The 21,039-nt window shown below is 58.2% G+C and carries 17 protein-coding genes; 12 read left to right on the top strand and 5 right to left on the bottom strand.

Annotated features, from left to right (window positions below; all coding sequences use genetic code 11):
* Nucleotides 1-7: 7 nt before the first annotated feature.
* The 9 genes from HGP12_RS26605 to HGP12_RS26565 all read left to right on the top strand — a co-directional run bounded on the left by HGP12_RS26605 (nt 8) and on the right by HGP12_RS26565 (nt 9,553).
* The gene (locus HGP12_RS26605) at nt 8-2,482 is read left to right on the top strand and encodes a conjugal transfer protein TrbE (RefSeq protein WP_168879699.1); all 2,475 of its coding nucleotides are present in this window, start codon (nt 8-10) and stop codon (nt 2,480-2,482) included.
* On the top strand, nt 2,454-3,263 hold the full coding sequence (trbJ, locus tag HGP12_RS26600) for a P-type conjugative transfer protein TrbJ (protein ID WP_168879698.1): 810 nt from the start codon (nt 2,454-2,456) through the stop codon (nt 3,261-3,263). The genes HGP12_RS26605 and trbJ overlap by 29 nt, the downstream gene beginning before the upstream one ends.
* Nucleotides 3,257-4,456: a P-type conjugative transfer protein TrbL gene (gene trbL, locus HGP12_RS26595; RefSeq protein ID WP_168843144.1), complete on the top strand. Its 1,200-nt coding sequence runs from the start codon at nt 3,257-3,259 to the stop codon at nt 4,454-4,456. Before trbJ ends, trbL begins: the two co-directional genes overlap by 7 nt.
* Before the next feature lie 15 nt (nt 4,457-4,471).
* Nucleotides 4,472-5,134, top strand: coding sequence for a conjugal transfer protein TrbF (locus HGP12_RS26590; RefSeq protein WP_168879697.1), 663 nt, complete (start codon nt 4,472-4,474; stop codon nt 5,132-5,134).
* A gap of 17 nt (nt 5,135-5,151) precedes the next feature.
* Nucleotides 5,152-6,000: a P-type conjugative transfer protein TrbG gene (gene trbG / locus HGP12_RS26585; protein WP_168879696.1), complete on the top strand. Its 849-nt coding sequence runs from the start codon at nt 5,152-5,154 to the stop codon at nt 5,998-6,000.
* Complete coding sequence (gene trbH, locus HGP12_RS26580; RefSeq protein ID WP_168879760.1) at nt 6,000-6,461, top strand: conjugal transfer protein TrbH; 462 nt, start codon at nt 6,000-6,002, stop codon at nt 6,459-6,461. Before trbG ends, trbH begins: the two co-directional genes overlap by 1 nt.
* A gap of 11 nt (nt 6,462-6,472) precedes the next feature.
* Nucleotides 6,473-7,792, top strand: a complete 1,320-nt coding sequence (trbI, locus tag HGP12_RS26575; RefSeq protein ID WP_168879695.1) for an IncP-type conjugal transfer protein TrbI — start codon at nt 6,473-6,475, stop codon at nt 7,790-7,792.
* 237 nt (nt 7,793-8,029) lie between these two features.
* A complete protein-coding gene (locus HGP12_RS26570; protein ID WP_168879694.1) occupies nt 8,030-8,296 on the top strand; it encodes a helix-turn-helix domain-containing protein in 267 nt (88 codons plus the stop codon).
* A gap of 12 nt (nt 8,297-8,308) precedes the next feature.
* On the top strand, nt 8,309-9,553 hold the full coding sequence (locus tag HGP12_RS26565; protein ID WP_168879693.1) for a type II toxin-antitoxin system HipA family toxin: 1,245 nt from the start codon (nt 8,309-8,311) through the stop codon (nt 9,551-9,553).
* A gap of 488 nt (nt 9,554-10,041) precedes the next feature.
* Here the strand turns inward: HGP12_RS26565 and HGP12_RS26560 are convergent, their stop codons facing one another.
* Both HGP12_RS26560 and HGP12_RS26555 read right to left on the bottom strand, forming a co-directional pair.
* Nucleotides 10,042-11,361, bottom strand: coding sequence for an ATP-binding protein (locus tag HGP12_RS26560; RefSeq protein WP_168879692.1), 1,320 nt, complete (start codon nt 11,359-11,361; stop codon nt 10,042-10,044).
* Nucleotides 11,354-12,100 (bottom strand): response regulator transcription factor, encoded by a 747-nt coding sequence (locus HGP12_RS26555; protein WP_168879691.1) that lies wholly within the window; start codon nt 12,098-12,100, stop codon nt 11,354-11,356. The genes HGP12_RS26560 and HGP12_RS26555 overlap by 8 nt, the downstream gene beginning before the upstream one ends.
* 382 nt (nt 12,101-12,482) lie before the next feature.
* On the opposite strand from HGP12_RS26555, the gene HGP12_RS26550 reads away from it, so the two are divergent.
* The 3 genes from HGP12_RS26550 to HGP12_RS26540 all read left to right on the top strand — a co-directional run bounded on the left by HGP12_RS26550 (nt 12,483) and on the right by HGP12_RS26540 (nt 17,584).
* Nucleotides 12,483-13,544: an efflux RND transporter periplasmic adaptor subunit gene (locus HGP12_RS26550; protein WP_246703539.1), complete on the top strand. Its 1,062-nt coding sequence runs from the start codon at nt 12,483-12,485 to the stop codon at nt 13,542-13,544.
* Nucleotides 13,541-16,642, top strand: a complete 3,102-nt coding sequence (locus HGP12_RS26545) for an efflux RND transporter permease subunit (RefSeq protein WP_312862943.1) — start codon at nt 13,541-13,543, stop codon at nt 16,640-16,642. Before HGP12_RS26550 ends, HGP12_RS26545 begins: the two co-directional genes overlap by 4 nt.
* Nucleotides 16,643-16,807: 165 nt before the next feature.
* Nucleotides 16,808-17,584: a DUF3313 domain-containing protein gene (locus HGP12_RS26540; protein ID WP_246703548.1), complete on the top strand. Its 777-nt coding sequence runs from the start codon at nt 16,808-16,810 to the stop codon at nt 17,582-17,584.
* A gap of 280 nt (nt 17,585-17,864) precedes the next feature.
* Here HGP12_RS26540 and HGP12_RS26535 read toward each other — a convergent pair whose 3' ends face one another.
* From HGP12_RS26535 to HGP12_RS26525, 3 genes are read right to left on the bottom strand one after another with little or no spacing between them, the layout of a single operon-like run.
* Nucleotides 17,865-19,289: an aldehyde dehydrogenase family protein gene (locus HGP12_RS26535; RefSeq protein WP_168879688.1), complete on the bottom strand. Its 1,425-nt coding sequence runs from the start codon at nt 19,287-19,289 to the stop codon at nt 17,865-17,867.
* A 25-nt stretch (nt 19,290-19,314) separates the two neighbouring features.
* A complete protein-coding gene (locus HGP12_RS26530; RefSeq protein WP_205926656.1) occupies nt 19,315-20,400 on the bottom strand; it encodes an ABC transporter ATP-binding protein in 1,086 nt (361 codons plus the stop codon).
* Nucleotides 20,390-20,998: a helix-turn-helix domain-containing protein gene (locus HGP12_RS26525; protein WP_168879686.1), complete on the bottom strand. Its 609-nt coding sequence runs from the start codon at nt 20,996-20,998 to the stop codon at nt 20,390-20,392. Before HGP12_RS26525 ends, HGP12_RS26530 begins: the two co-directional genes overlap by 11 nt.
* Nucleotides 20,999-21,039: the final 41 nt, after the last annotated feature.

Raw genomic sequence — 21,039 nt, 5'->3', positions numbered from 1 at the left:
GCCTCAGATGGTAGCGCTAAAATCCTTCCGCCATTCCACGCCCTCCTTCGCCGACCTCGTGCCCTATGCCGGCCTGGTCGACAATGGGGTTCTTCTTTTGAAGGACGGATCGTTGATGGCAGGCTGGTACTTCGCCGGGCCTGACAGTGAAAGCTCGACCGACACCGAGCGCAACGACGTGTCGCGCCAGATCAATACGATCCTGGCACGCCTCGGATCTGGCTGGATGATTCAGGTCGAGGCGGTTCGGGTGCCGACCTTGGATTATCCGGACGAGAGCGAATGCTTCTTCCCCGATCCGGTGACACGGGCGATCGACGCCGAGCGCCGTGCTCACTTCCAACGGGAGAGGGGACATTTCGAAAGCCGGCACGCCCTCATCCTAACATGGCGTCCGCCGGAGCCGAGACGCTCTGGGCTCGCGCGTTATGTCTATTCCGATCTGGAAAGCCGAACGGCATCTTACGCCACGACAATTCTTGACAGCTTTCACACGTCTATCCGCGAGATCGAACAGTATCTCGGCAATGTCGTCTCGATCAGGCGCATGACGACATGCGAAGCCGAAGAGCGCGGCGGCTTCCGGATCGCGCACTATGACGAGCTCCTCCAGTTCGTGCGCTTCTGCATAACCGGCGAGAACCATCCTCTCCGGCTGCCCGAAATTCCGATGTATCTGGATTGGCTGGTGACCGCTGAGTTGCAGCATGGTCTGACGCCACTGGTGGAAAACCGTTTCCTCGGCGTAGTCGCCATCGATGGATTGCCGGCGGAAAGCTGGCCTGGAATTCTCAACGCCCTCGACCTGATGCCACTGACATACCGCTGGTCGTCGCGCTTTGTCTTCCTCGACGAACAGGAGGCGCGGCAGAAATTAGAGCGAACACGCAAGAAGTGGCAGCAAAAAGTGCGGCCCTTCTTCGATCAGTTGTTCCAGACCCAGAGCCGCTCGCTCGACCAGGATGCAATGTCGATGGTGGCTGAGGCGGAGGACGCGATTGCCGAGGCTGCCTCGCAACTCTTCGCCTACGGCTATTACACGCCGGTCATCGTTCTTTTCGACGAGGAGCAGATGCGACTTCGGGAAAAATGCGAGGCCATCCGTCGATTGATTCAGGCGGAAGGATTCGGCGCACGGATCGAAACGCTGAATGCGACCGACGCTTTCATCGGCAGCCTGCCGGGTGTTTCCTATGCCAATATCCGGGAGCCTTTGGTCAACACCCGTAATCTCGCCGATTTGGTCCCGTTGAACTCGGTGTGGTCTGGAAGCCCAACGGCTCCATGCCCGTTTTATCCGCCAGGCGCGCCGCCGTTGATGCAGGTGGCATCGGGCTCGACGCCCTTTCGCCTGAACCTCCATGTTGGTGACGTCGGTCATACGCTCGTCTTCGGACCGACAGGGTCAGGTAAATCGACGCTCCTGGCGTTGATTTCGGCGCAGTTCAGACGCTACGCCAGCGCGCAAGTGTTCGCCTTCGACAAAGGGCGCTCGATGCTGCCGCTGACGCTCGGCCTTGGCGGCGACCATTATGAGATCGGCAACGATCCTGCCGAGGGCGCATCGGGAAGCTGGGAGGGAAAAGGCCTGGCATTCTGCCCACTCGCGGAATTATCGAGCGACGGCGATCGCGCGTGGGCCAGTGAATGGATCGAGGCGCTGATTGCGCTTCAGGGCGTGACCGTTACGCCTGACTATCGCAACGCGATTTCCCGTCAGATCGCACTCATGGCGCAGTCACGCGGACGCTCGCTTTCGGACTTCGTCTCCGGCGTGCAGATGCGCGAAATCAAGGACGCCCTGCATCACTACACCGTCGACGGCCCGATGGGACAGCTTCTTGATGCAGAGGAGGATGGCCTGTCGCTTGGCGCTTTCCAATGCTTCGAGGTCGAGGAGCTCATGAATATGGGCGAACGAAACCTTGTTCCCGTGCTCACATATCTGTTTCGCCGCATCGAGAAGCGCCTGACGGGAGCGCCAAGCCTGATCATCCTCGACGAGGCCTGGCTAATGCTTGGGCATCCGACGTTTCGCGACAAGATCCGCGAGTGGCTCAAGGTGTTGCGCAAGGCGAACTGCGCGGTCGTTCTTGCCACCCAGTCCATTTCGGACGCCGAGCGCTCCGGCATTATCGACGTGCTGAAGGAGAGCTGCCCGACAAAGATTTGCCTGCCGAATGGTGCCGCGCGCGACCCTGGCACCCGCGAGTTCTATGAAAGGATCGGCTTCAACGCACGGCAGATCGAGATCGTCGCGACGGCCCTTCCGAAGCGGGAATACTACGTCGCCTCGCCCGAAGGCCGGAGGCTGTTCGACATGGCGCTCGGACCGGTGACGCTCTCCTTCGTCGGCGCATCCGGCAAGGAGGACCTCAAACGGATACAGGCACTTCAGGCGCAATACGGTGCCGCTTGGCCTGTCCAATGGCTCCAACAACGAGGAATTGCCGATGCTGAAACGCTTCTGTCTGCCGCGTGAGGCGGCTCGCGCCGCTGTCGTGCTTGCAAGCACGTTCACAATTGCCCTGCCGAGGCCTGTTCAAGCCGGCGGTGTGACGGGGCAGGCTACCGAGTGGACGCAGCTTGCCAATAACACGGAGCTCGTCAGTCTCGTCGGCAAGTCCGCCGAGCAGGTGAACAATCAGATCACACAGATCTCCCAGCTCGCCGAGCAGATCCAAAACCAGCTTAACATCTATCAGAACATGCTCCAGAACACCGCCCAACTTCCCGATCACGTTTGGGGGCAGGTCGAGAACGATCTGAAAACCTTGCAGAACGTCGTTTCGCAAGGGCAGGGGATCGCATTCTCGATGGGCAACGTCGACGACGTGCTGAAGCAGCGCTTCCAGAGCTTCGCCGATATGAAAAGCAAACTGCCGGACGACGCGAGCTTTTCCTCGACCTATCAGACATGGTCGACCGCGAACCGTGACACGATCGCCGGCACGTTGAAGGCCGCAAATCTGACGGCGGACCAGTTCTCCAGCGAGGAATCGACGATGTCCTCCCTTCGCTCGTTGTCGGAGTCGGCCGACGGGCAGATGAAGGCTCTACAAGTCGGACACCAAATCGCGGCGCAGCAAGTGGCGCAGATGCAGAAGCTTCGCGGACTGATCTCCCAGCAAATGACGATGATGGCCACCTGGTATCAATCCGAGCAAACCCAGAGGGATCTGGCCCAGGCCCGCCGGGAGAAGTTCTTCAACGCTCCTCAGATCGACATCCACGGCGGGCAAGAGATGAGGCCGCAATGGTAATCCTCCGTCCGTCACGCGCCCTTGAGGTCTTCTTTATTGTCATCGCTATCGTCCTGCTTGCGAGCACGCCTGCGATCGCACAGCAAAACGGCGCAGTTCTGAACACCCTCGAAAACTCCGTCGTTACCGCCGTCAAGGGCTGGGAAGCGACGGTGACGAACGCAGCGCGGTCGCTGTTCTGGATCCTCGCCGGCATCGAAATCGCCATCGCCGCGGTTTGGCTCGCCATCAATACGGCCAGCCTGGACGCCTGGTTCGCCGAATTGGTGCGCCGGATCATGTTCATCGGCTTGTTTGCCTTCATCCTCGACAAGGGCCCGGCCTTTGCCAAGGCGATTGTCGATAGCCTGTTTCAGATCGGTGCTGGCAACGGCTCCGTCTCGCCGGCAAACATTTTCGACGCCGGCATCCAGGTCGCCTCCAAGATGTCCGAACAGGTGAAGTTTGGCCTCTTCGAGGACAATTCGCTCGCCATCGCCGCCGTCTTTGCAATGGTCGTGGTCGTGGTGTCGTTTTCGCTGGTCGCGGCGATTTTCGTGGCCGTCATGGTCGAGATGTATGTCGGGCTACTCGCGGGTGTGATCATGCTCGGCCTCGGCGGCTCCTCCTTCACCAAGGATTTCGCGGTTCGCTATCTGGTCTACGCATTCTCCGTCGGCATGAAGCTGATGGGATTGGTGATGATTGCCAAAATCGGCTCGGACATCCTGCTCGGCCTCGGCGATGCGCCAACAGCGACCTCGGATCAGTTCATCACGACACTCTCGATTGCCGGGATCTCGGTCGTCATCTTCGTCGTTGCGATGTACGTGCCCCCAATCCTGCAGGGCGTCGTGCAAGGTGCCTCGGTTTCTGGCGGCATGGAAGCCATTCGCCATGGTGGACAGGCGGCAACCTTTACGGCCGGCGGCGCCTTTCTCGGCGCGAGCGCGGCATCAAAGGGGATGCAGGCGGCAAGTGTAGCCCGAGCAGGTGGCTCGTCCATGGCGGGGGCGGCCCTGCGCGGCATGGCATCTGGCATTGGCGGCGCGGGAAAGGCGACAGCATCCGCTGCCAAGGATAAGGCGATCGCGTCGCCTGGCGCTTACGCCGGCTCACTATTGGGTCTTGCAAACGCTAAGCTGGACGAGAGCCGTACTCCGCGCAGTTCGTCATCCAAACCCGCACCGCCGCCAATCGATGACACGAAATAAGGAGATCCTTTGGTAATGGCGACAGGTAATCCACCTGAAAATCCCTATCTTGCCGCACGTCAGGAATGGAACGAACGCTATGGCTCATATGTGAAGGCTGCGGCGGGCTGGCGCGTCGTCGGCATTATCGGCATGGTCATGGCGATCATTGGTTTTTCCTACGCGCTCTTCCAGAGCACGCAGGTCAAGCTCGTCCCCTATATCGTCGAAGTCGACAAATTCGGCACGGCCTCGAGCGCTGGATTTCCGGAGCAGATCGAATATGCCGACCCGCGGGTCGTCAGAGCGACGCTCGCAAGCTTCGTCTCGAATTTCAGGAGCGTCACACCGGATGCGGTCGTGCAGAAGCAGTATATCGATCGCACTTACGCACATTTGAGAACCTCCGATCCCGCGACCGAAAAGGTCAATGCCTGGTTCCGTTCCTCCTCGCCCTTCGAGAAGGCGAAGACGGCGACCGTCGCCATCGAGGTGAACAATATCGTGGCGCTCTCGGACCAGAGCTATCAGGTCGACTGGACCGAGTTCGAGCGTGATCGCAAGGGCCAGGAAACTGCTGTCCGACGGTTCCGCGGCGTCGCGACGGTCACACTCACGCCCCCGCAGGACGAGGCCATCATCCGTTTCAACCCGATAGGCCTTTATCTCCGCGATTTCGACTGGACAGCCCAGCTTTAAGAGGCATGCACTCCAAAATGAACACCAGAGCGATAAGTGTCCGGGTGGCCGGATCCATTGTGATCGCATTGACGATCAACGTTTCATCCTTGGCCGACGCATCACGGGCGGCAGCACAAAGTCTTTCACCGACCGAAACCAAAGGCACGGGAATTTCAGGGCGCTGGCGCAAAAGCAACGGGCTCGTGACGAAAGGTCCGGACGGCAAAGTGCTCTTCCTCTATGGGGAAATCCAACCCTCCGTGGTGTGCTCGCCTCTTCAGGTTTGCGATATCGAGCTGCAGGCCGGCGAGGTCGTCCGCGATGTGCTGGTGGGCGATACCGTGCGTTGGAAGGTCGAGCCGGCAACCTCCGGTCCTGCCGGCGATCAAGCGATCCATCTGATCGTGAAACCGTCGGAGGCCGGCCTCGTGACCTCAATGGTCGTGACAACCTCGCGGCGGACCTATCACATCCAACTCAAGTCCCATCAGACGCAATATATGGCGCGTGTCGGGTTCGAATTTCCGGAAGACGTCTCCATGAAACTTGCCGACGCCAACGCGCGCATGGAAGCAAGCACCAACCCGGGCGTCGGCGTTCCGGCTGAACAGCTGCGGTTCGGCTATTCGATTTCGGGAAGCGCTGCATGGCGGCCAAGTAGGGTCTACAGCGATGGCACGAAAACATACATTCAGTTCCCACGCTCGGTCTCCGGCATGGATGCGCCGGTGCTGTTTGTTGTCTCCGGCGGCGAAAATCGGATCGTCAATTATCGGATGAAGAACGACATGATGATCGTCGACTACGATGTCGACAAGGCGGTGCTGGTCTCCGGCGTTGGCTGGAAACAGGAGAAAATTACGATCCGGCGGAGCGGGCGATGATGAGATCCCTGTTCCTGCGCCGTATTCGCAGCGTCGGCCTTGCTGTCGCGCTCTTGCTTCTTGCTTCCGGTTGCCAGAGCCTTGGCTTCGGTGGCCTAGTTGCTAGCAGGGCACCAGCGGATATTCCGGCAGCGGCCGCGACCGCGATCGCATCCGACATGGCGAGCCGTTTCACCGAATACGTCGGTCCGGGCAACGGTGCTATCGGACTGAAGCAGGATGGCTCTCCTTTTGGGCAAGCCTTGGAGGCCGCCCTCAAAGGGCGAGGGTATGCAGTCCTCTCCAATCAGAAGACCGACGACGCCGGTGCGATCATCCCGCTCGCCTATGTCGTCGAGCCGTTCGAAGGGCAAGTTCTTGCACGGTTATCGACGAAAGATGTGGAGCTTAGCCGCGCCTACACGGTGAGCGGGGGAGGGGCGTCACCAACTAGCGCGCTTTCCGTGATGCGCCGCGGATAGGAGAGGAAACCATGGTGCAATCCATTAAACTTGGTGGGGTGTCGAACCAGAACCCGCAGAGCAGTATTCGGCGTGTCAATCGCCTCCCGATCGTCGTCGTGATTGTGCTCGTCGTCGCATTCCTTGGTGTCATCTTTTATGGCCTTGCCACACGTGGGCTGCTTCGCCGGGACAACGGTCCTGATGGGAGCTCCGGAAATCCGGCATCGACATTCGCCGACCAGCTCAAGCGCGGCGTCGGCGATGCGATCATTGGTGAAGCCCAACAAACCATGCCCCTCAAGCCAGCTCCTGTCGAAGCGAAGGATGAAAAAAAGGGTGACGTCAATCCGTTCGCACCACACCCTGAGCGTCGGCAGGAGACACAGCCATCCCAGGACCTCGAAACCGAAAACGCTTGGCGTGCCCGCCTGAAGCGCGAACAAGACGAGCAATATTTCCGCGAGCTGCAACGCCAACGGATGGCGAGACTTCAAGCCAATGACGCGGCCTATGATGCCCCCATCTCCATCGACCATGGGAAATTCGATGCCAAGGCAGGGACGATCTCAAATCCAAATGCCGCGACCGCTGCTGGAAGTTCGTCTGCGGCACCCGGCAGCGGGGCATCGGACCTCTATGCGGCGGCGCTGCGAGCAGGCATCGGCGGACAGAACCTCGATCCGAACGAGCAGAGGTCCAAAGAAGACTTCTTCAACGCCGATCTGAAGGAAGCCGGCTACCTACCCAACCGTGTCGTGCCGCAACAGTCTCTCTATGAGCTAAAACGAGGTTCGGTTATTCCCGCAACCCTGATTACCGGTATCAACTCCGACCTGCCAGGGCGGATCACAGCCCAGGTCAGCCAGAATGTCTTCGATTCTGCGACCGGACATCGCCTCCTGATCCCGCAGGGAACGAAGCTGTTCGGCCGATACGATAGCAAGGTGTCTTTCGGCCAGAACCGTGTACTCGTCGTTTGGACGGACATTATCTTTCCGAACGGCTCGACCCTTCAGATCGGCGGCATGGCGGGCACGGATGCTCAAGGCTATGGCGGCTTCAACGATAAGGTGAACAACCACTACCTGAAGACCTTCGGATCGGCGGTACTGATCGCGCTGATCGGAACAGGGATCGACGCTTCCGTGCCGCAGAGTTCGACACTCGCTACGCAGGATACGGCGTCCGATGCGGCGAGACGGAATTTCGCGGAAAGCTTTGGCCGTGTCGCCGAACAGACGATCAGTAAGAATCTAAATGTTCAGCCGACACTTGAGATCCGACCCGGATACAGGTTCAACGTTTTGGTTGATCAAGATATCATATTTCCAGGAGCCTATCGAATGTAGGCTACACCACTTTCAAGTCACACCCGCAAAACCACCATAAAACTCCAGGCGAGCGAGGTGTCTCGCCTCCATCCATCGTCAGCTTACCAAAATTTCCATGGTGATCAAGTTCGCGATGTTGGCCTTCCCGATCGGGATGATTTTCCGGATGGATGAGATTTCTTCCTCCTCGGTAAGTTTTTATGGATTCTTAAAAATTCTTCCTTTACGGTAAGCTCCATATAGGGAGATCGTATCATGATCCGTTCGGCCGCGGAATTCGGCGCACTTGTTCGAGAACACAGGAAAAAGCAGGGATGGACGCAGACCCAGCTTGCAGAACGTTGCGGCACCGGCGAACGGTTCATCGTTGACCTGGAGAACGGCAAGCCTAGCTGCCAACTCGAGAAATCCCTGATCGCGGCCCGAACGGTCGGCATCAATCTCGGCGACCTGAAAACCGCAGCACCGCCTGCTGCCCCGGAAGCCGATGACGATCTCGGCTACCTGCCCCGCTTCTCCTGATCAGGCGTCGCCGTGACCAGGATCTTCTACGAGACCTTGCCCGTTGCCAATCTCATCGACCGCGATGGGATTTCGCTCGCCTACGAGCCAAGTTGGGAGCAACGTGCTTCGGCCTTCCCGATCTCGCTGACCTTGCCGTTGCGGTCCGGTACCTATGGCGCTGAACGGGTCATGCCCTGGCTTGCCAATCTTCTGCCGGAAACGCACCTTTCCGAGATCGGCCAGCAGCTGAAGGTTTCGCCTCAGGACGTTGTCGGTCTTCTTATGCGCCTTGGCCGCGACACCGCGGGAGCCTTTTCGATTGGGGAACCGCGCCAAGACGGAAATAATTTCCGCGTCGTACCGGATGAGGCAGCGCTTGAGCGGATTTTGAACGAGCTGCCCGAGCGCCCCTTCCTGGTCGGAGAGCAGGGCGTGTCGATGTCTTTGGCGGGCGTGCAGGACAAGCTGCCTGTCTACATCGGTGAGGATGGCAACATCGCCATTCCCGTGGATGGCACCCCATCCACGCATATCCTGAAACCCGACATCAGACGTCTGACCTGCAGTGTTCAGAATGAAGCCTTCTGCATGACCCTCGCCAGGTTGTGCGAACTGGAGACCGCCGAGGTGACGACCGGTCGAGCGGGCAAGCGAGACTACCTGCTGGTCAAGCGCTACGACCGCATTGCAGACGCCGAAGGGACGATTCGCCGCGTCCATCAGGAGGATTTCTGCCAACTGCTCGGCCTGTTCCCGTCGGAAAAATATGAGCGCACCGGCCTTGCGCAGCGAGGCGGCGCGTCACTGGTTCGTATGTTTGACGCGCTGGCGCGCTACGTGTCGCCCGCCGAGAGACTGAAGCTGTTGGACGCCGTGATGTTCAACATTCTGATCTGCAACTCCGACTCCCACACCAAGAACTATTCCGTTCTCGTCGGTGCCGCCGGAACGGCCAAACTCGCGCCACTCTACGACCTGATGTGCGCGGCAGTCTATAAGCAGGTTGACCAGTCGCTCCCACAACAGATCGCGACAAAGAGCAATGCCAACGAACTTCACGGCAATGACTGGCGGCAATTCGCATCGGCCGTCGGCCTCAGCCCTGCTGTCGTGACAAAACGGATACGGGAACTCTCCGACAGGGTTGCCTCGAAGCTCGAAGAGGCCCTGGGGGAGACAGAGCGGTATCCCTCATTTCATCGAGATTTTGGGGCGGACATAGTGTTTCTCATTCGCAGGAGGTGCCAGCGGATCAGACGACAGGCTGTCGGGTAGCCCGTATTCGCCCCGCCCCGCGCTTTGACGTGGATTGAGGCAAGATAGAGGCTGCCTCTTTCCGTTCCGGCCCAAATGGCATCTCAAGCCTCTGACCAGATAGAGCCCGGAGGATCGCGTTTTAAGCTTGAGATTCCGTTTCTTCGCGGAAATGATTTCCGCGTCGGGCGCTACATCGGACTGTACATGGAGCGATACAATGCGCGATACCATTCATGGCTGAACTTCCCTTTTGAGGGCAATCGGTCAGGAATTTACGAGGAAACCCAAGGGCTTGCGGGTAGTTGGGGAAGAGTGACCCAACAAATGGCGGAGAGGGTGTGGATTTGAACCCACGATGCCCTTGCAGGCATGCCGCATTTCGAGTGCGGTTCAGGTGAAAAGCGAGCAAGTGCTCTTTCGATTCATGCGTCTCAACTATAGACACCACTGCCAAAAGAGGAGACGTATCAAACCGATGGCGACGCATTGACCACGCTTCGTCTTGCTCAGGTTTCCGCAATGCGCATCTCTGCGATAAGACCACGAGGCTGATGCGAACGTAGCCGTAAACTTCCATGATGCGAGTGGGCAATGTCTGCGACGATGGATAGACCAAGACCGAAGCCTGCCTTTCCATCTGTTCTCGCGGAATCGACTTTGAAAAATGGTTCCAGAACCTTTTCGTGAAGCGAAGCGGGTATACCCGGACCGTCGTCGATCACGGAAATCGAGAAGCCCCTGCCGTTGTCGGCCAGGTGGACATCGACATGCTCGGCGAACTTCACGGCATTCTCGCAGAGATTGGTAACTGCGCGCGTAATCGAAAGCGGCCGACAGTTGGCGACCAGCTTATTCGGCCCGCTATAGCTAACTTTGTGTCCAACATCGGAAAAGTCGCTACAAACAGTCTGAAGGATGCTTGCTACATCGACCCGTTCAACGTCCTCCGTTGCATAGTCGTCGCGAAGGTAATTTAGGCTTTCCGCGAGAAGGTTGTCGATATGGTCAATATCTGCCAGCAAAGTCTCCCGCAATGCCGTGTCCGCCATGCGCTCCGTTCTTAATCTGAGCCTTGTGAGTGGAGTGCGCACGTCGTGGCTGATGCCGCGTAACATGCGGGTCCGTCCTTCAACCATGAGGCGGATACGATTACGCATTGCGTTCAGCGCTCGTGCCAGCGAGACGATTTCGATCGATCCGCGCTCCTCGAATATCGGAGAGCTGTTGTTGATGTCCGCCTGCATCGCGGCATCGGAAATTCTCTTTATTGGTTCGGTGATCGCCCGTATGGCAAACGCGAAAAAGAAGGCGATCAACACAATGACGGCGATAAAATAATAGAAGCTTTGGCTGAGAGACGAGCTTGTCATGATGGCATCTGGAAAGCCGAAGAAAATGACCATGTTCTGATCATCTACCTTTTCGGCAATGATCCTGCGATCATCCATGAAGGCACGCCAACCGCCAAGCGGTGCTTCACCGTCCGGAGGAAACAGAAAGTCAATAATGGTCTCGGCTATTCCCTGCATTTCTGGAGAGGTGGTGAAGTTGTCTGCTACGGAGACGGGAGCTAGCGAGACGTCCAGCCCGGCGCGTCGAGCGTTCGCCAGTATCGAATTGCGCTCGGGGGGGGACGCTTTGCTTAACAGAAGTGCGATCGTCTTGACCTGCGCCGCGGCATTTTCCAGATTTGGAACGGCGTAGTCGTTCTTCGCCAAATTCTCCAGCGTTCTTCCGGTGACGATGACCGTTACCAGAGCCACAAGAATGATAACGGTAATCTGGCCGCGAAGCGTCTTTGGCATTGCCCCAATATTTCTAGCCATCGAGTTCTTCCACGTCAGCGGTAAAAATATATCCGCCTAGCCGGACCGTTTTGAGCAAAACGGGGTCTCGGGGATCGGCTTCGATCTTCTGTCTCAAGCGGCTGATATGAACATCAATGCTTCGTTCGACCGGGCCGGCCAGACCAGCATGCGTAACGGTCAGCAACTGCTCTCTCGTTAAGACGCGCCCCGGATTGCTGCAAAACGCCAGCAAGAGATCGAACTCGTGCGTGGTCATTGCGACGCGTGCTTTGCTTGGATCATGCACTTGGCGTCGGATTGGATCAACGCTCCAGCCGTCAAATCGGAAATGACGCTTTCGTGGGCTGTCGTTGCGAGCCGGCGCCAGTTTGGCCCGTCGCAACAAGCCCTTAATTCGCGCCGTCAATTCTCGCAGGACAAATGGTTTTGTCACGTAGTCGTCGGCACCGATCTCCAAACCGACAATTCGGTCGATATCGCCGCTCACGGAGGTCAGCATCAAAATCGCGATGTCGCTTGCAGCGCGAAGGCGACGGCAAATGCTGAAACCGTCTTCGCCCGGCAACATCACGTCCAGCAGCACGAGATCGAATTCCAACGCGCGCATCTTGGCATCCATGGCCGCGCCATCGCCTGCCACCTCCACCAGCATTCCCTGCTCGACCAGGCTATCGCGAACCATGCCGGCGATTTGTGCGTCATCTTCAACAATCAGAATTCTGGGCGCCTCAGAGGCCGTTCGTCCTGTGTGGTCCATGTGCCTTCCCCTCTGAACTCGCTCACCTCCTATCATATCGAGAGCGGTATTTCGGCGGCCAAATATTAAGTTTTGTTGCAGGACCGCATTATCGGGCGCTGTCCAGAAACAAAACTTAACATCATTCAACACATGCGAGGCACTCCGCGTGAGACAGATCGGCGGTGACGTCTGAAACCTCTCAAATCGACGCGCACCAGTAAAATTGGAGTGCTCATGCCATCATTCAATTTTTGGACAGCAGCGACCGCAGCGGGATGCCTTACGACCACCATCGATGCCGGTGGATCCGCCAATCTTTGCGCAAAAGCTGCAGACCTCGTTCACACCGCATTCAAAGGATTTTCGATCCTTGTGGGGGATCACAATGCTTAACTATACGTTGATCGGCGCGATCGCCGCACTTGCAGTTTTTCTGGCCGCTTGCTCAGACGAAACACCCTCCCCAAAGACGCCGCGTTCCATTCGCGCCATGACGGTTACGTCGGAATTATTAGGCGAAACCTTCAGCCAGACCGGCGAGATCCGCGCACGCTACGAAATACCGATGAGCTTCCGGCTCGACGGTCTTCTCGTCAAACGGATAGACGTTGGCTCCGCCATTAAGGCGGGCGATATCGTCGCCTCGGTTGACAAGACGCCCTCGCTCAACAACGTGGCAGCGGCCAAGGCGCAATTGGACGCGGCAGTTTCCGAAGTGTCGATCGCCGATCTCACGGCTGCACGCAATTGGGAACTGCTTTCAAAAAACGCCATATCGCAAGCTCAGGTCCAGCAGGGTGACGCCAATCTCAAGGCCGCCAGAGCGAGGCTGGAAGTGGCATCCGCATCGCTCGCAAATGCGGAACAGACGCTTTCCTATACGGATTTGAAGGCAAACCGCGACGGCATCATTTCCGCAGTGTCGGTCAATGAAGGACAGGTGGTGGGCACCGGGCAAACCGTGCTGACGCTCAGTTCGAATACCGAGCTCGACGCCGTCTTCGACGTTCCCGAGCAAATCTTGAGCGAGCAAATGCGCGACATTGAGGTCCAAGTCAGGTCGATCTCCAATCCAGCCGTCATCGGAAAGGGAAAAGTCCGGGAGATTACGCCATCCGCCGACACAGCCACACGGACCTATCGTGTGAAGGTTACGCTGGAAAGTTCGATCGACAGTTTCCCCTTGGGCGCAGCCGTGACAGGTACGGTCGTCCTCTCGCCCACGCGGGTGTTCAAAGTACCAGCATCGGCGTTAGCCAATGTTGGAGGGAACCAGGCAGTGTTCGTGTACGACACGGCCACGAAGTCTCTCACGGCCCGTGGCGTCAAGGTCGCGCGATATGACGACCATGACATGTTGATCTCCGAGGGTCTGGCCGACGGCGAGATCATCGCGACCGCCGGGGTCAGCAAATTGCGCGACGGCGAACTGGTGTCCCTTGAGAAGGATCTTCGCTCGTGATCGACCACCGCCCGAACATGCAATCGCGCTTCAATCTGTCGAGCTGGGCTATCAATCATCGGTCTCTCGTCGTCTTCCTCATGCTTGCGACCATGGTTGCCGGTGTCCTGAGCTATCAAAAGCTTTCCCGTAATGAAGATCCGCCATTTACCATTAAAACCATGGTTGTCGGCGCACGCTGGCCAGGTGCGAGCGTCACTGACACGGTAAACCTGTTAACGGACAAGCTTGAGAAAAAACTCTCGGAAACTCCCCATCTCGACTACACACAAAGCTATACGAGACCGGGGCAATCGGTCATCATGGTGAACCTGCGGGACGACACGCCACCGAGTGATGTTGACGGAATCTGGTACACCGTTCGCAAGAAAATGTCGGACATAGCAGGCACGCTTCCCGACGGCGTGCAGGGACCTTTCTTCGACGACGAGTTTGGCGATACGTTCGGCAGCATCTACGCGTTCCGTGCGGAGGGCTTTTCTCACCGCGAGCTGCGAGACCGCGTCGAGGCCATCCGTCAGGAAGTCCTTTCTCTGCCTGATATCGGCAAGGCAAACATCCTCGGCGCTCAAGAAGAACAGATCGTCATCGAGTTCTCACCGGGTAAGCTTGCCAGCCTGGGAATCGATCCTTCCGCGGCAATCGATGCCATCAGGGCACAAAACGCGGTCAACCCGGTGGGCACCGTCGAAACCACCGAAGAGAAGATTTCGGTTCGGGTCAGTGGGGCTTTCGCTTCTGAAGAGGGTCTGAAGGACGTCACGCTGAAACTGGGAAGTCGCTATTTCCGGCTTGATTCCATCGCCACGATTTCCCGCAGAACCATGGATCCTCCCGCCGCCTCGGTACGCGTCAATGGCAAGGAGGCGATTGCGCTCGCCGTCTCGATGGCGAAAGACGGCAACTTGCTTGCATTCGGTCAGACACTAAACGCACGCATGAAAGCCATCGCCGCCAAACTTCCTTACGGGATCGAAATGACCAAGGTCGCCGATCAATCGACCGTCGTCCAAGATGCTGTCGATGGCTTCATGAAGGTTCTCGTCGAAGCCGTCGTCATCGTCCTTGCGGTTTCGTTCGTATCATTGGGTTGGCGCGCCGGTCTGGTCATTACCGCCTCGATCCCCCTCGTTCTTGCCCTCACATTTGTCGGAATGGAGATTGCCGGCATAGGGTTTCAGCGAATCTCGCTGGGCGCACTGATCATCGCTCTGGGCCTGCTGGTCGATGACGCCATGATAACGGTCGAAAGCATGATCTCCTGCCTCGAACAGGGGAAGTCTCGCTCGACTGCAGCAACCCATGCCTATGAGACCACCGCATTTCCAATGCTGACGGGCACGTTGGTCATGATTGCGGGCTTCTTGCCCATTGGCTTTGCCGCTTCGGGTGCGGGCGAATATACGTTCTCCCTCTTCATGGTGGTTTTTATCGCGCTTGTATCCTCGTGGATCGTGGCCATTCTGTTTTCGCCGATCCTTGGCACCTGGATATTACCGCGGAGCTTGGGGCATGGTCATAAACGCACAGGATGGGTCGTCCGGACGTACCGCAAGGCGCTTGACTGGACGCTACAACACCGTTTTGTGACCATTCTCAGTGCGTTCCTGGCATTCGGCCTGTCGATCTTCGGCGCCGGACAGCTCGAAGAGCAATTCTTTCCCGCCTCTGATAGGCCGGAATTACTGGTAAGCCTGACGCTTCCCCAGAATGCGTCCCGGGCAGCGACAGACGCGCGCGCCCGCGAGTTCGAGGCCATACTCCGGACGGATCGCAATATCGATCACTTCATAACCTATATCGGCTCCGGCTCCATTCGCTTTTATCTGCCGATGGATCTGCAGCTCGACAACGACAACGTGACGGAGACTGTTGTCGTCGCCAAAAGCGTCGAAAAAAGAGAAGCGGTGCGGCGCAAAATTCAAAGGGTCCTTTCAGAGCGCTTTTCCGACCTCGTCACGCGCGTTTCGCCTCTCGAACTTGGACCGCCGATTGGATGGCCACTGAAGTTCAGGGTTTCGGGTCCTGACTACGAGCAGGTTCGCCTTTTGTCTGCCAAGGTCGCCGCGATCATGGCCAAGAATCCCCAGACCCGCGACATCAACCTTACCGCAGGCGAACCTCAGAAAAGCGTGACGATCGAGGTCAACCAGATTGAGGCGCGCGCGTTGGGTATGAGCTCGGAGTCCATCGCGAGCGAAATTGCCACCATCTTTTCCGGGTCTAAAGCGACGACGGTACGCGATAAGGACAAACTCATCGACGTGATGGTCGAGGGCACCGATGCGGACCGCAGATCGGTTGCAGCAATCAGTAATCTCCAATTGCGCACGGGCGATGGAAACTATGTCCCTCTCCGTCAGGTTGCGACAATCGTCGATGGCATCGAGGATCCGATCATCTGGAGACAACAGGGCAAACCGATGATCATCGTCCAATCGGATGTAGACAAGGGCGCACTCGCCGCAACGGTCGCAGGGCAGGTCAATCGGGAACTTGACGCTCTAAGATCGGATCTCCCCATGGGGTATTCCATCATTGCGGGTGGCATTACCGAAGAAGCTGAAAAGGGGAACTCTTCGATTTTTGCCGTCATTCCGATGATGCTCTTCGTGATCGCGGCCCTGCTTATGATCCAGCTGCAAAGATTTTCGAGGATGGCCCTTGCGCTTCTAATGGCCCCATTCGGTTTAATCGGAGTGGTGCTCGCAATGCTGCCTACCAGCACACCGATGGGCTTCGTCGCGCAACTTGGGGTCATCGCATTATCGGGAATGATCATCCGAAACGCGGTCCTTCTCATTCAGGAAATCGACCAAGACGTTGCGCAAGGTCAAAGTTCCACGCAGGCCATCATAGGCGCTACCCTCCACAGAGCGCGACCGATCGTCCTAACCGCGTGTGCCGCAATTCTCGGCATGATTCCAATCGCTTCAGAGATCTTCTGGGGACCGATGGCGTTTGCGATCATCGGCGGCCTAGCCGTGGCAACCGCTTTGACTTTGACGTTACTTCCCTGTGCCATGTCGCTGTTGCTTTCCATCGAAGGGTGCCAGCCCACCCGGGAAGAAACTCTTTGCTCCGCGGCTAAAGCCTGAGCCAACCGTTGGCGCATTCCAAACCAATCCGTTCACATATTTCTTCGAAAAAAGGATAGATGCTCAATGCGATATTTCGCTTCACGTTGCACGATCGAGGCTAAAAGCCGTCGGCTCACTTACAGGTCCTGGTCTAAGAGCTTCGCGCCTCTTTTTCTCGTCCTGATGTTGGGCAGTTGTAGTTCGGTACCGTTGACGCAATCGGGCGCGCTAGGTTCCTACGACAGACTGGGTCCCGTCGAAGGACGGGTCAGCAAGGCACGAACCTTTCTGGACGCTCAAGCATTGTCGGCCGCGACGACCGTCAGCATTTCTCCGACGCGGCTGTCACCTCAAGCATATTCGAAAATACATGACGAAAAAAATGGTAAGCTCGTCTCAAACGCGCTCGACCGTGCTTTGTGCATTGATCTGAGCGACAAGTTTAATATCGTTCGTTCGGGGGAAAAGGCCGATCTAACTATTCAAGCGGTTATCACAGACATCGTACCGACAGGCAAAATCGCTGCCGGCGTATCTAAGGTAGCCACCTTGGGAACGTCTGTCGTTCTGCCCGTAGGCGTTCCTCGCCTTCCCATTGGCCTGGGCGGACTTGCTGTGGAAGCGGAAGCTGTCGATGCAGGCAATACTCAAAGAGCCGCGATCGTCTGGTCGCGCGGAGCCAACTCGATTACGAATGGTCCTCGCGTATCTGAAGTTGGCGACGCATATAGTTTGGCGTCATCCTTTGCGGATCAGTTCTCGCGGATGCTGGTAAAGGCGCAAAAACCATCGGGGCTGAATTTTTCTCTTCCATCCGGCCAAAAACTCAAGTCCCAACTTGGCGGGGCGCCGAAGAATGCTGCCTGCGAAGCATTCGGACGTGGTTCCGGCATTGGTGGGATTCTAACCGATGCCATGGGTGCGCCGCCTTCGTGGTCCGATCATAAGCCGAACGAGTAAGCTGCGACGACGCGCCTTGCTTGGCATGTAAGGGCCACTACTTTCCGAGCCACTAACACTGAAGAATTCAACAGCCCGAAGCTAAAATGGATAGGTGCCGGCGGGAGTACCACTCCCGCCGGTTAACGTTTTGGGCGCATTTCCATTGTTCTGTTCGCCCGATAGCCGCGACATTGCCAATCACTAAGACTGGCCGCCGAATTTGTCTTGCTCGGCATGGGGTAACGATGCGAAGTTCGATTTGCGAAACCAGCGCATATCAGACTCTTCCTTTCGACTTCTACCCCCAGCCGACGATACCCTTGATTTCCAGGAAATCATGGATTGCCCAGTCGGCATATTCGCGGCCGTTGCCGGACTGCTTGTAGCCACCGAAAGGCGCGAACGTGTCCCAGCTCGGATAGTTGAGATAGACGGAACCGGCGCGCATGCGCTTTGCGACCGCGCGTGCGCGGTCGATATTTTCCGACTGGATATAGGCGGCGAGACCATAGACAGTGTCGTTGGCAATGCGAACTGCATCCTCTTCGTCTTCATAGGAAATAATCGACAGCACCGGTCCGAAGATTTCCTCGCGCGAAATCGTCATGCCGGGCGTGACGTTACCGAAGACCGTCGGGCGGATATAGTAGCCGCGGTTCAGCCCCTCGGGGCGTCCCGGGCCGCCGGTCACCAGCGTCGCGCCTTCGCTGATGCCGCTTTCGATCAGCCGCTGGATCTTGTCGTACTGGATCTGGCTGACGACCGGGCCGAGATCGACCCCGTCGGCGCGCGGATCGCCGGTCTTGAACGCTTCGGCGGCTTTCCTGGCGATCGAAAGCACCTCATCGTGGCGTGCGGCAGGAACCAGCATACGGGTCGGCGCATCACAGGACTGGCCGGAATTGCTGAAGCAGCCCTGAACGCCCTTGGTGACGGCGGTTTCGAAATCGGCGTCATCAAGGATGATATTGGCCGACTTGCCGCCAAGTTCCTGGGCCACGCGCTTGACGGTATCGGCAGCCGTCTTGGCAACGATGATACCGGCACGTGTCGAGCCGGTGAAGGAGACCATGTCGACGTCAGGGTGCCCTGCCATCACCTGGCCGACGTCGGGACCGGTGCCGTTCACCAGATTGAAGACACCCTTCGGCGTTCCGGCGGCGGCCATGACTTCGGCGAAGATGATGCCGCTGATCGGCGCGATTTCCGACGGCTTCAATACCACGGTGCAGCCTGCGGCGATCGCCGGAGCGACCTTGCAGACGATCTGGTTCAACGGCCAATTCCAGGGCGTGATCAGCGCGCAGACGCCAATCGGCTCCTTGACGACAGTAGTGGACCCGCGCTTTTCGCTGAACTTGTAATTCTCGAAGGCGGCGATGGTGGCTTCCATGTGACCGCGTCCCGCCCAGGCCTGGGAATCGCGCGCAAACGGCAATGGCGCACCCATTTCCTGGCTGACCGCCTGGGCGATATCTTCGAAGCGGTCGTTGTAGCATTCGAGGATCCGCGTCAGCAGAGCCAGACGCTCTTCCTGCGATGTCAGCGAGAAGGTCTCAAACGCCCGCTTCGCGGCGGCGACCGCCTTGTCGACATCGGCCATAGAGCCGGCGGAGATCGCCGTATAGACCTCTTCGGTCGACGGATCGATGACCTCGATCGCCTTCGGCGTGACCGGATCGACCCAGGCGCCATCGATGAAGAATTTCAGGTGATTGTTCATATGGTCTCCAATGTCGTTGTTTGGTTCAGGCCGGAAGCACCGGGCATGCGGCGCCGGGCCGGAGCGAGGCAAAGAAATGTTCCCCCACCGTCATGGCGGCAAGTTCCGATTGCCGCGGTATATCGGCCGTTAGGCTGTATTTGTCTTGGGTCCGCAGGTGGACGCGCAGGCTGCGGCCATGAAAGACGACGCTCTCCACGGTCACCGCCACCGAGCCTTCGATCCGGTTCGGAGAGACCTGAATATCTTCAGGCCGTATGCCAATCGTCGCGGCATCACCGGTCTTCAGTCCGACCGCCCCGCTTGCAGGCATGTTCAGGCTCAGAGCGCCTGCAGTGAAGCGCAATAGCGATGCTTCGCGTCCGGCAAGCCGCGCATCCAGCAGATTCATCGTACCGATGAAACCGGCAACAAACCTCGTTGCAGGCTGATCGTAGAGCACGGATGGCGAAGCGATCTGTTCGATCTCCGCCTTGTTCATGACGACGATGCGGTCGGAGATCGACAGCGCCTCGGTCTGGTCGTGCGTGACCATCACGAAGGTCGTGCCGAGTTCGCGCTGCAGCCGCTTCAGCTCAACCTGCATCTGTTCGCGCAAATGTGCGTCGAGGGCCGAGAGAGGTTCATCGAGAAGCAGGACCCGGGGTTCGCAGACGATTGCTCTGGCAAGCGCGACGCGCTGGCGCTGACCGCCGGAGAGCGCCTGGACGCGCTGATTGATCTTGTCGGCCAGACCCACCATGTCGAGCGCCGCGGCAACCCGTTTGCGGCGCTCTGCGCCAGCGATTTTCCTCAGCGACAGGCCGAAGCCGACATTCTCCGCCACCGACATGTGCGGGAAAAGCGCATAGTCCTGGAAGACTGTATTCACCGGCCGGTCGAAGGCGCGCAGCGGCGTGATGTCCTTTCCATCCAGCCGCACCACGCCTTCGGTGGGCGCCTCGAAACCGGCGATAACGCGCAGCGTCGTGGTCTTGCCGCAGCCCGACGGCCCGAGAAGGCTCAGGAATTCGCCTTCATCGATCGACAGGTTGATATCGTTGAGGCCGACGATGCCGCCGGCGAAATGCTTCGAGAGATTTTCCAGGCGAACAAGGACATCACTCGCCATCACGCGTCTCCGAAGGCTTGGTCGTGTTGACCCACAAGATGGTGCAGCGCTCGGCGCCCGGATTGCGGAACGAATGAAGCAGCGTGCTCTTAAAGGCGAAGCTGTCACCCGTCTTCAGAAGATAGCGCGTGGAATCGACAACCAGTTCGGCCTCGCCGGTCGTGACAATACCGAACTCGTGGCCGCTATGCGCATAGGCCTCGGTTCCGCCGCCGGGCTCGACGGTAACGACCATGCCGGTGAGCGACGCACCGGGGGGCGATAGCAGATCCTTGGTGATGCCTTCGGAACGGACCGGCAACGGGCGGCGGCTGTTTGCCCGCACGCAATAAAGATCGTTGACCGGTTCGTTGCCATCGGCAATCAGTGCCGAGGGCTCAACGTCGAGTGCTGCGGCCAGCGGCCAGATCACCCTGACCCGCAGCGATGACATGCCGCGCTCGATCTGGCTCAATGCTCCGATCGATATGCCGGCTCTCGACGCGAGATCAGCCAGCGACAGGCTTCTTTCGAGCCGCAGGGCCCGGACGCGCCTGCCGACGCGGACATCGGCCTCGTCCACCTCCCGCGCCTTGCCCGTCAAATCGTCCGCGTCCATCGCCCCTCCAAAGTCAAATATTGGGAAATGGCCCGGACAAC

Origin of the sequence: Rhizobium sp. P28RR-XV, from assembly GCF_012641385.1 — a bacterium.
In the GTDB taxonomy this organism is placed as follows: domain Bacteria; phylum Pseudomonadota; class Alphaproteobacteria; order Rhizobiales; family Rhizobiaceae; genus Rhizobium.
The sequence above is the reverse complement of the archived record's forward strand: the minus strand, read 5'-3'. Positions and strand labels throughout refer to the sequence as shown.

What these genes read in the sequence shown, in the direction of transcription:
- trbL (WP_168843144.1), top strand. Translation starts at nt 3,257, where the DNA reads ATGGTAATCCTCCGTCCGTCACGCGCCCTTGAGGTCTTCTTTATTGTC.
- HGP12_RS26555 (WP_168879691.1), bottom strand. Translation starts at nt 12,100, where the DNA reads ATGGACCACACAGGACGAACGGCCTCTGAGGCGCCCAGAATTCTGATT.
- trbJ (WP_168879698.1), top strand. Translation starts at nt 2,454, where the DNA reads ATGCTGAAACGCTTCTGTCTGCCGCGTGAGGCGGCTCGCGCCGCTGTC.
- trbI (WP_168879695.1), top strand. Translation starts at nt 6,473, where the DNA reads ATGGTGCAATCCATTAAACTTGGTGGGGTGTCGAACCAGAACCCGCAG.
- HGP12_RS26535 (WP_168879688.1), bottom strand. Translation starts at nt 19,289, where the DNA reads ATGAACAATCACCTGAAATTCTTCATCGATGGCGCCTGGGTCGATCCG.
- HGP12_RS26525 (WP_168879686.1), bottom strand. Translation starts at nt 20,998, where the DNA reads ATGGACGCGGACGATTTGACGGGCAAGGCGCGGGAGGTGGACGAGGCC.
- HGP12_RS26605 (WP_168879699.1), top strand. Translation starts at nt 8, where the DNA reads ATGGTAGCGCTAAAATCCTTCCGCCATTCCACGCCCTCCTTCGCCGAC.
- HGP12_RS26590 (WP_168879697.1), top strand. Translation starts at nt 4,472, where the DNA reads ATGGCGACAGGTAATCCACCTGAAAATCCCTATCTTGCCGCACGTCAG.
- HGP12_RS26540 (WP_246703548.1), top strand. Translation starts at nt 16,808, where the DNA reads ATGTTGGGCAGTTGTAGTTCGGTACCGTTGACGCAATCGGGCGCGCTA.
- trbG (WP_168879696.1), top strand. Translation starts at nt 5,152, where the DNA reads ATGAACACCAGAGCGATAAGTGTCCGGGTGGCCGGATCCATTGTGATC.
- HGP12_RS26530 (WP_205926656.1), bottom strand. Translation starts at nt 20,400, where the DNA reads ATGGCGAGTGATGTCCTTGTTCGCCTGGAAAATCTCTCGAAGCATTTC.
- HGP12_RS26570 (WP_168879694.1), top strand. Translation starts at nt 8,030, where the DNA reads ATGATCCGTTCGGCCGCGGAATTCGGCGCACTTGTTCGAGAACACAGG.
- trbH (WP_168879760.1), top strand. Translation starts at nt 6,000, where the DNA reads ATGAGATCCCTGTTCCTGCGCCGTATTCGCAGCGTCGGCCTTGCTGTC.
- HGP12_RS26560 (WP_168879692.1), bottom strand. Translation starts at nt 11,361, where the DNA reads ATGGCTAGAAATATTGGGGCAATGCCAAAGACGCTTCGCGGCCAGATT.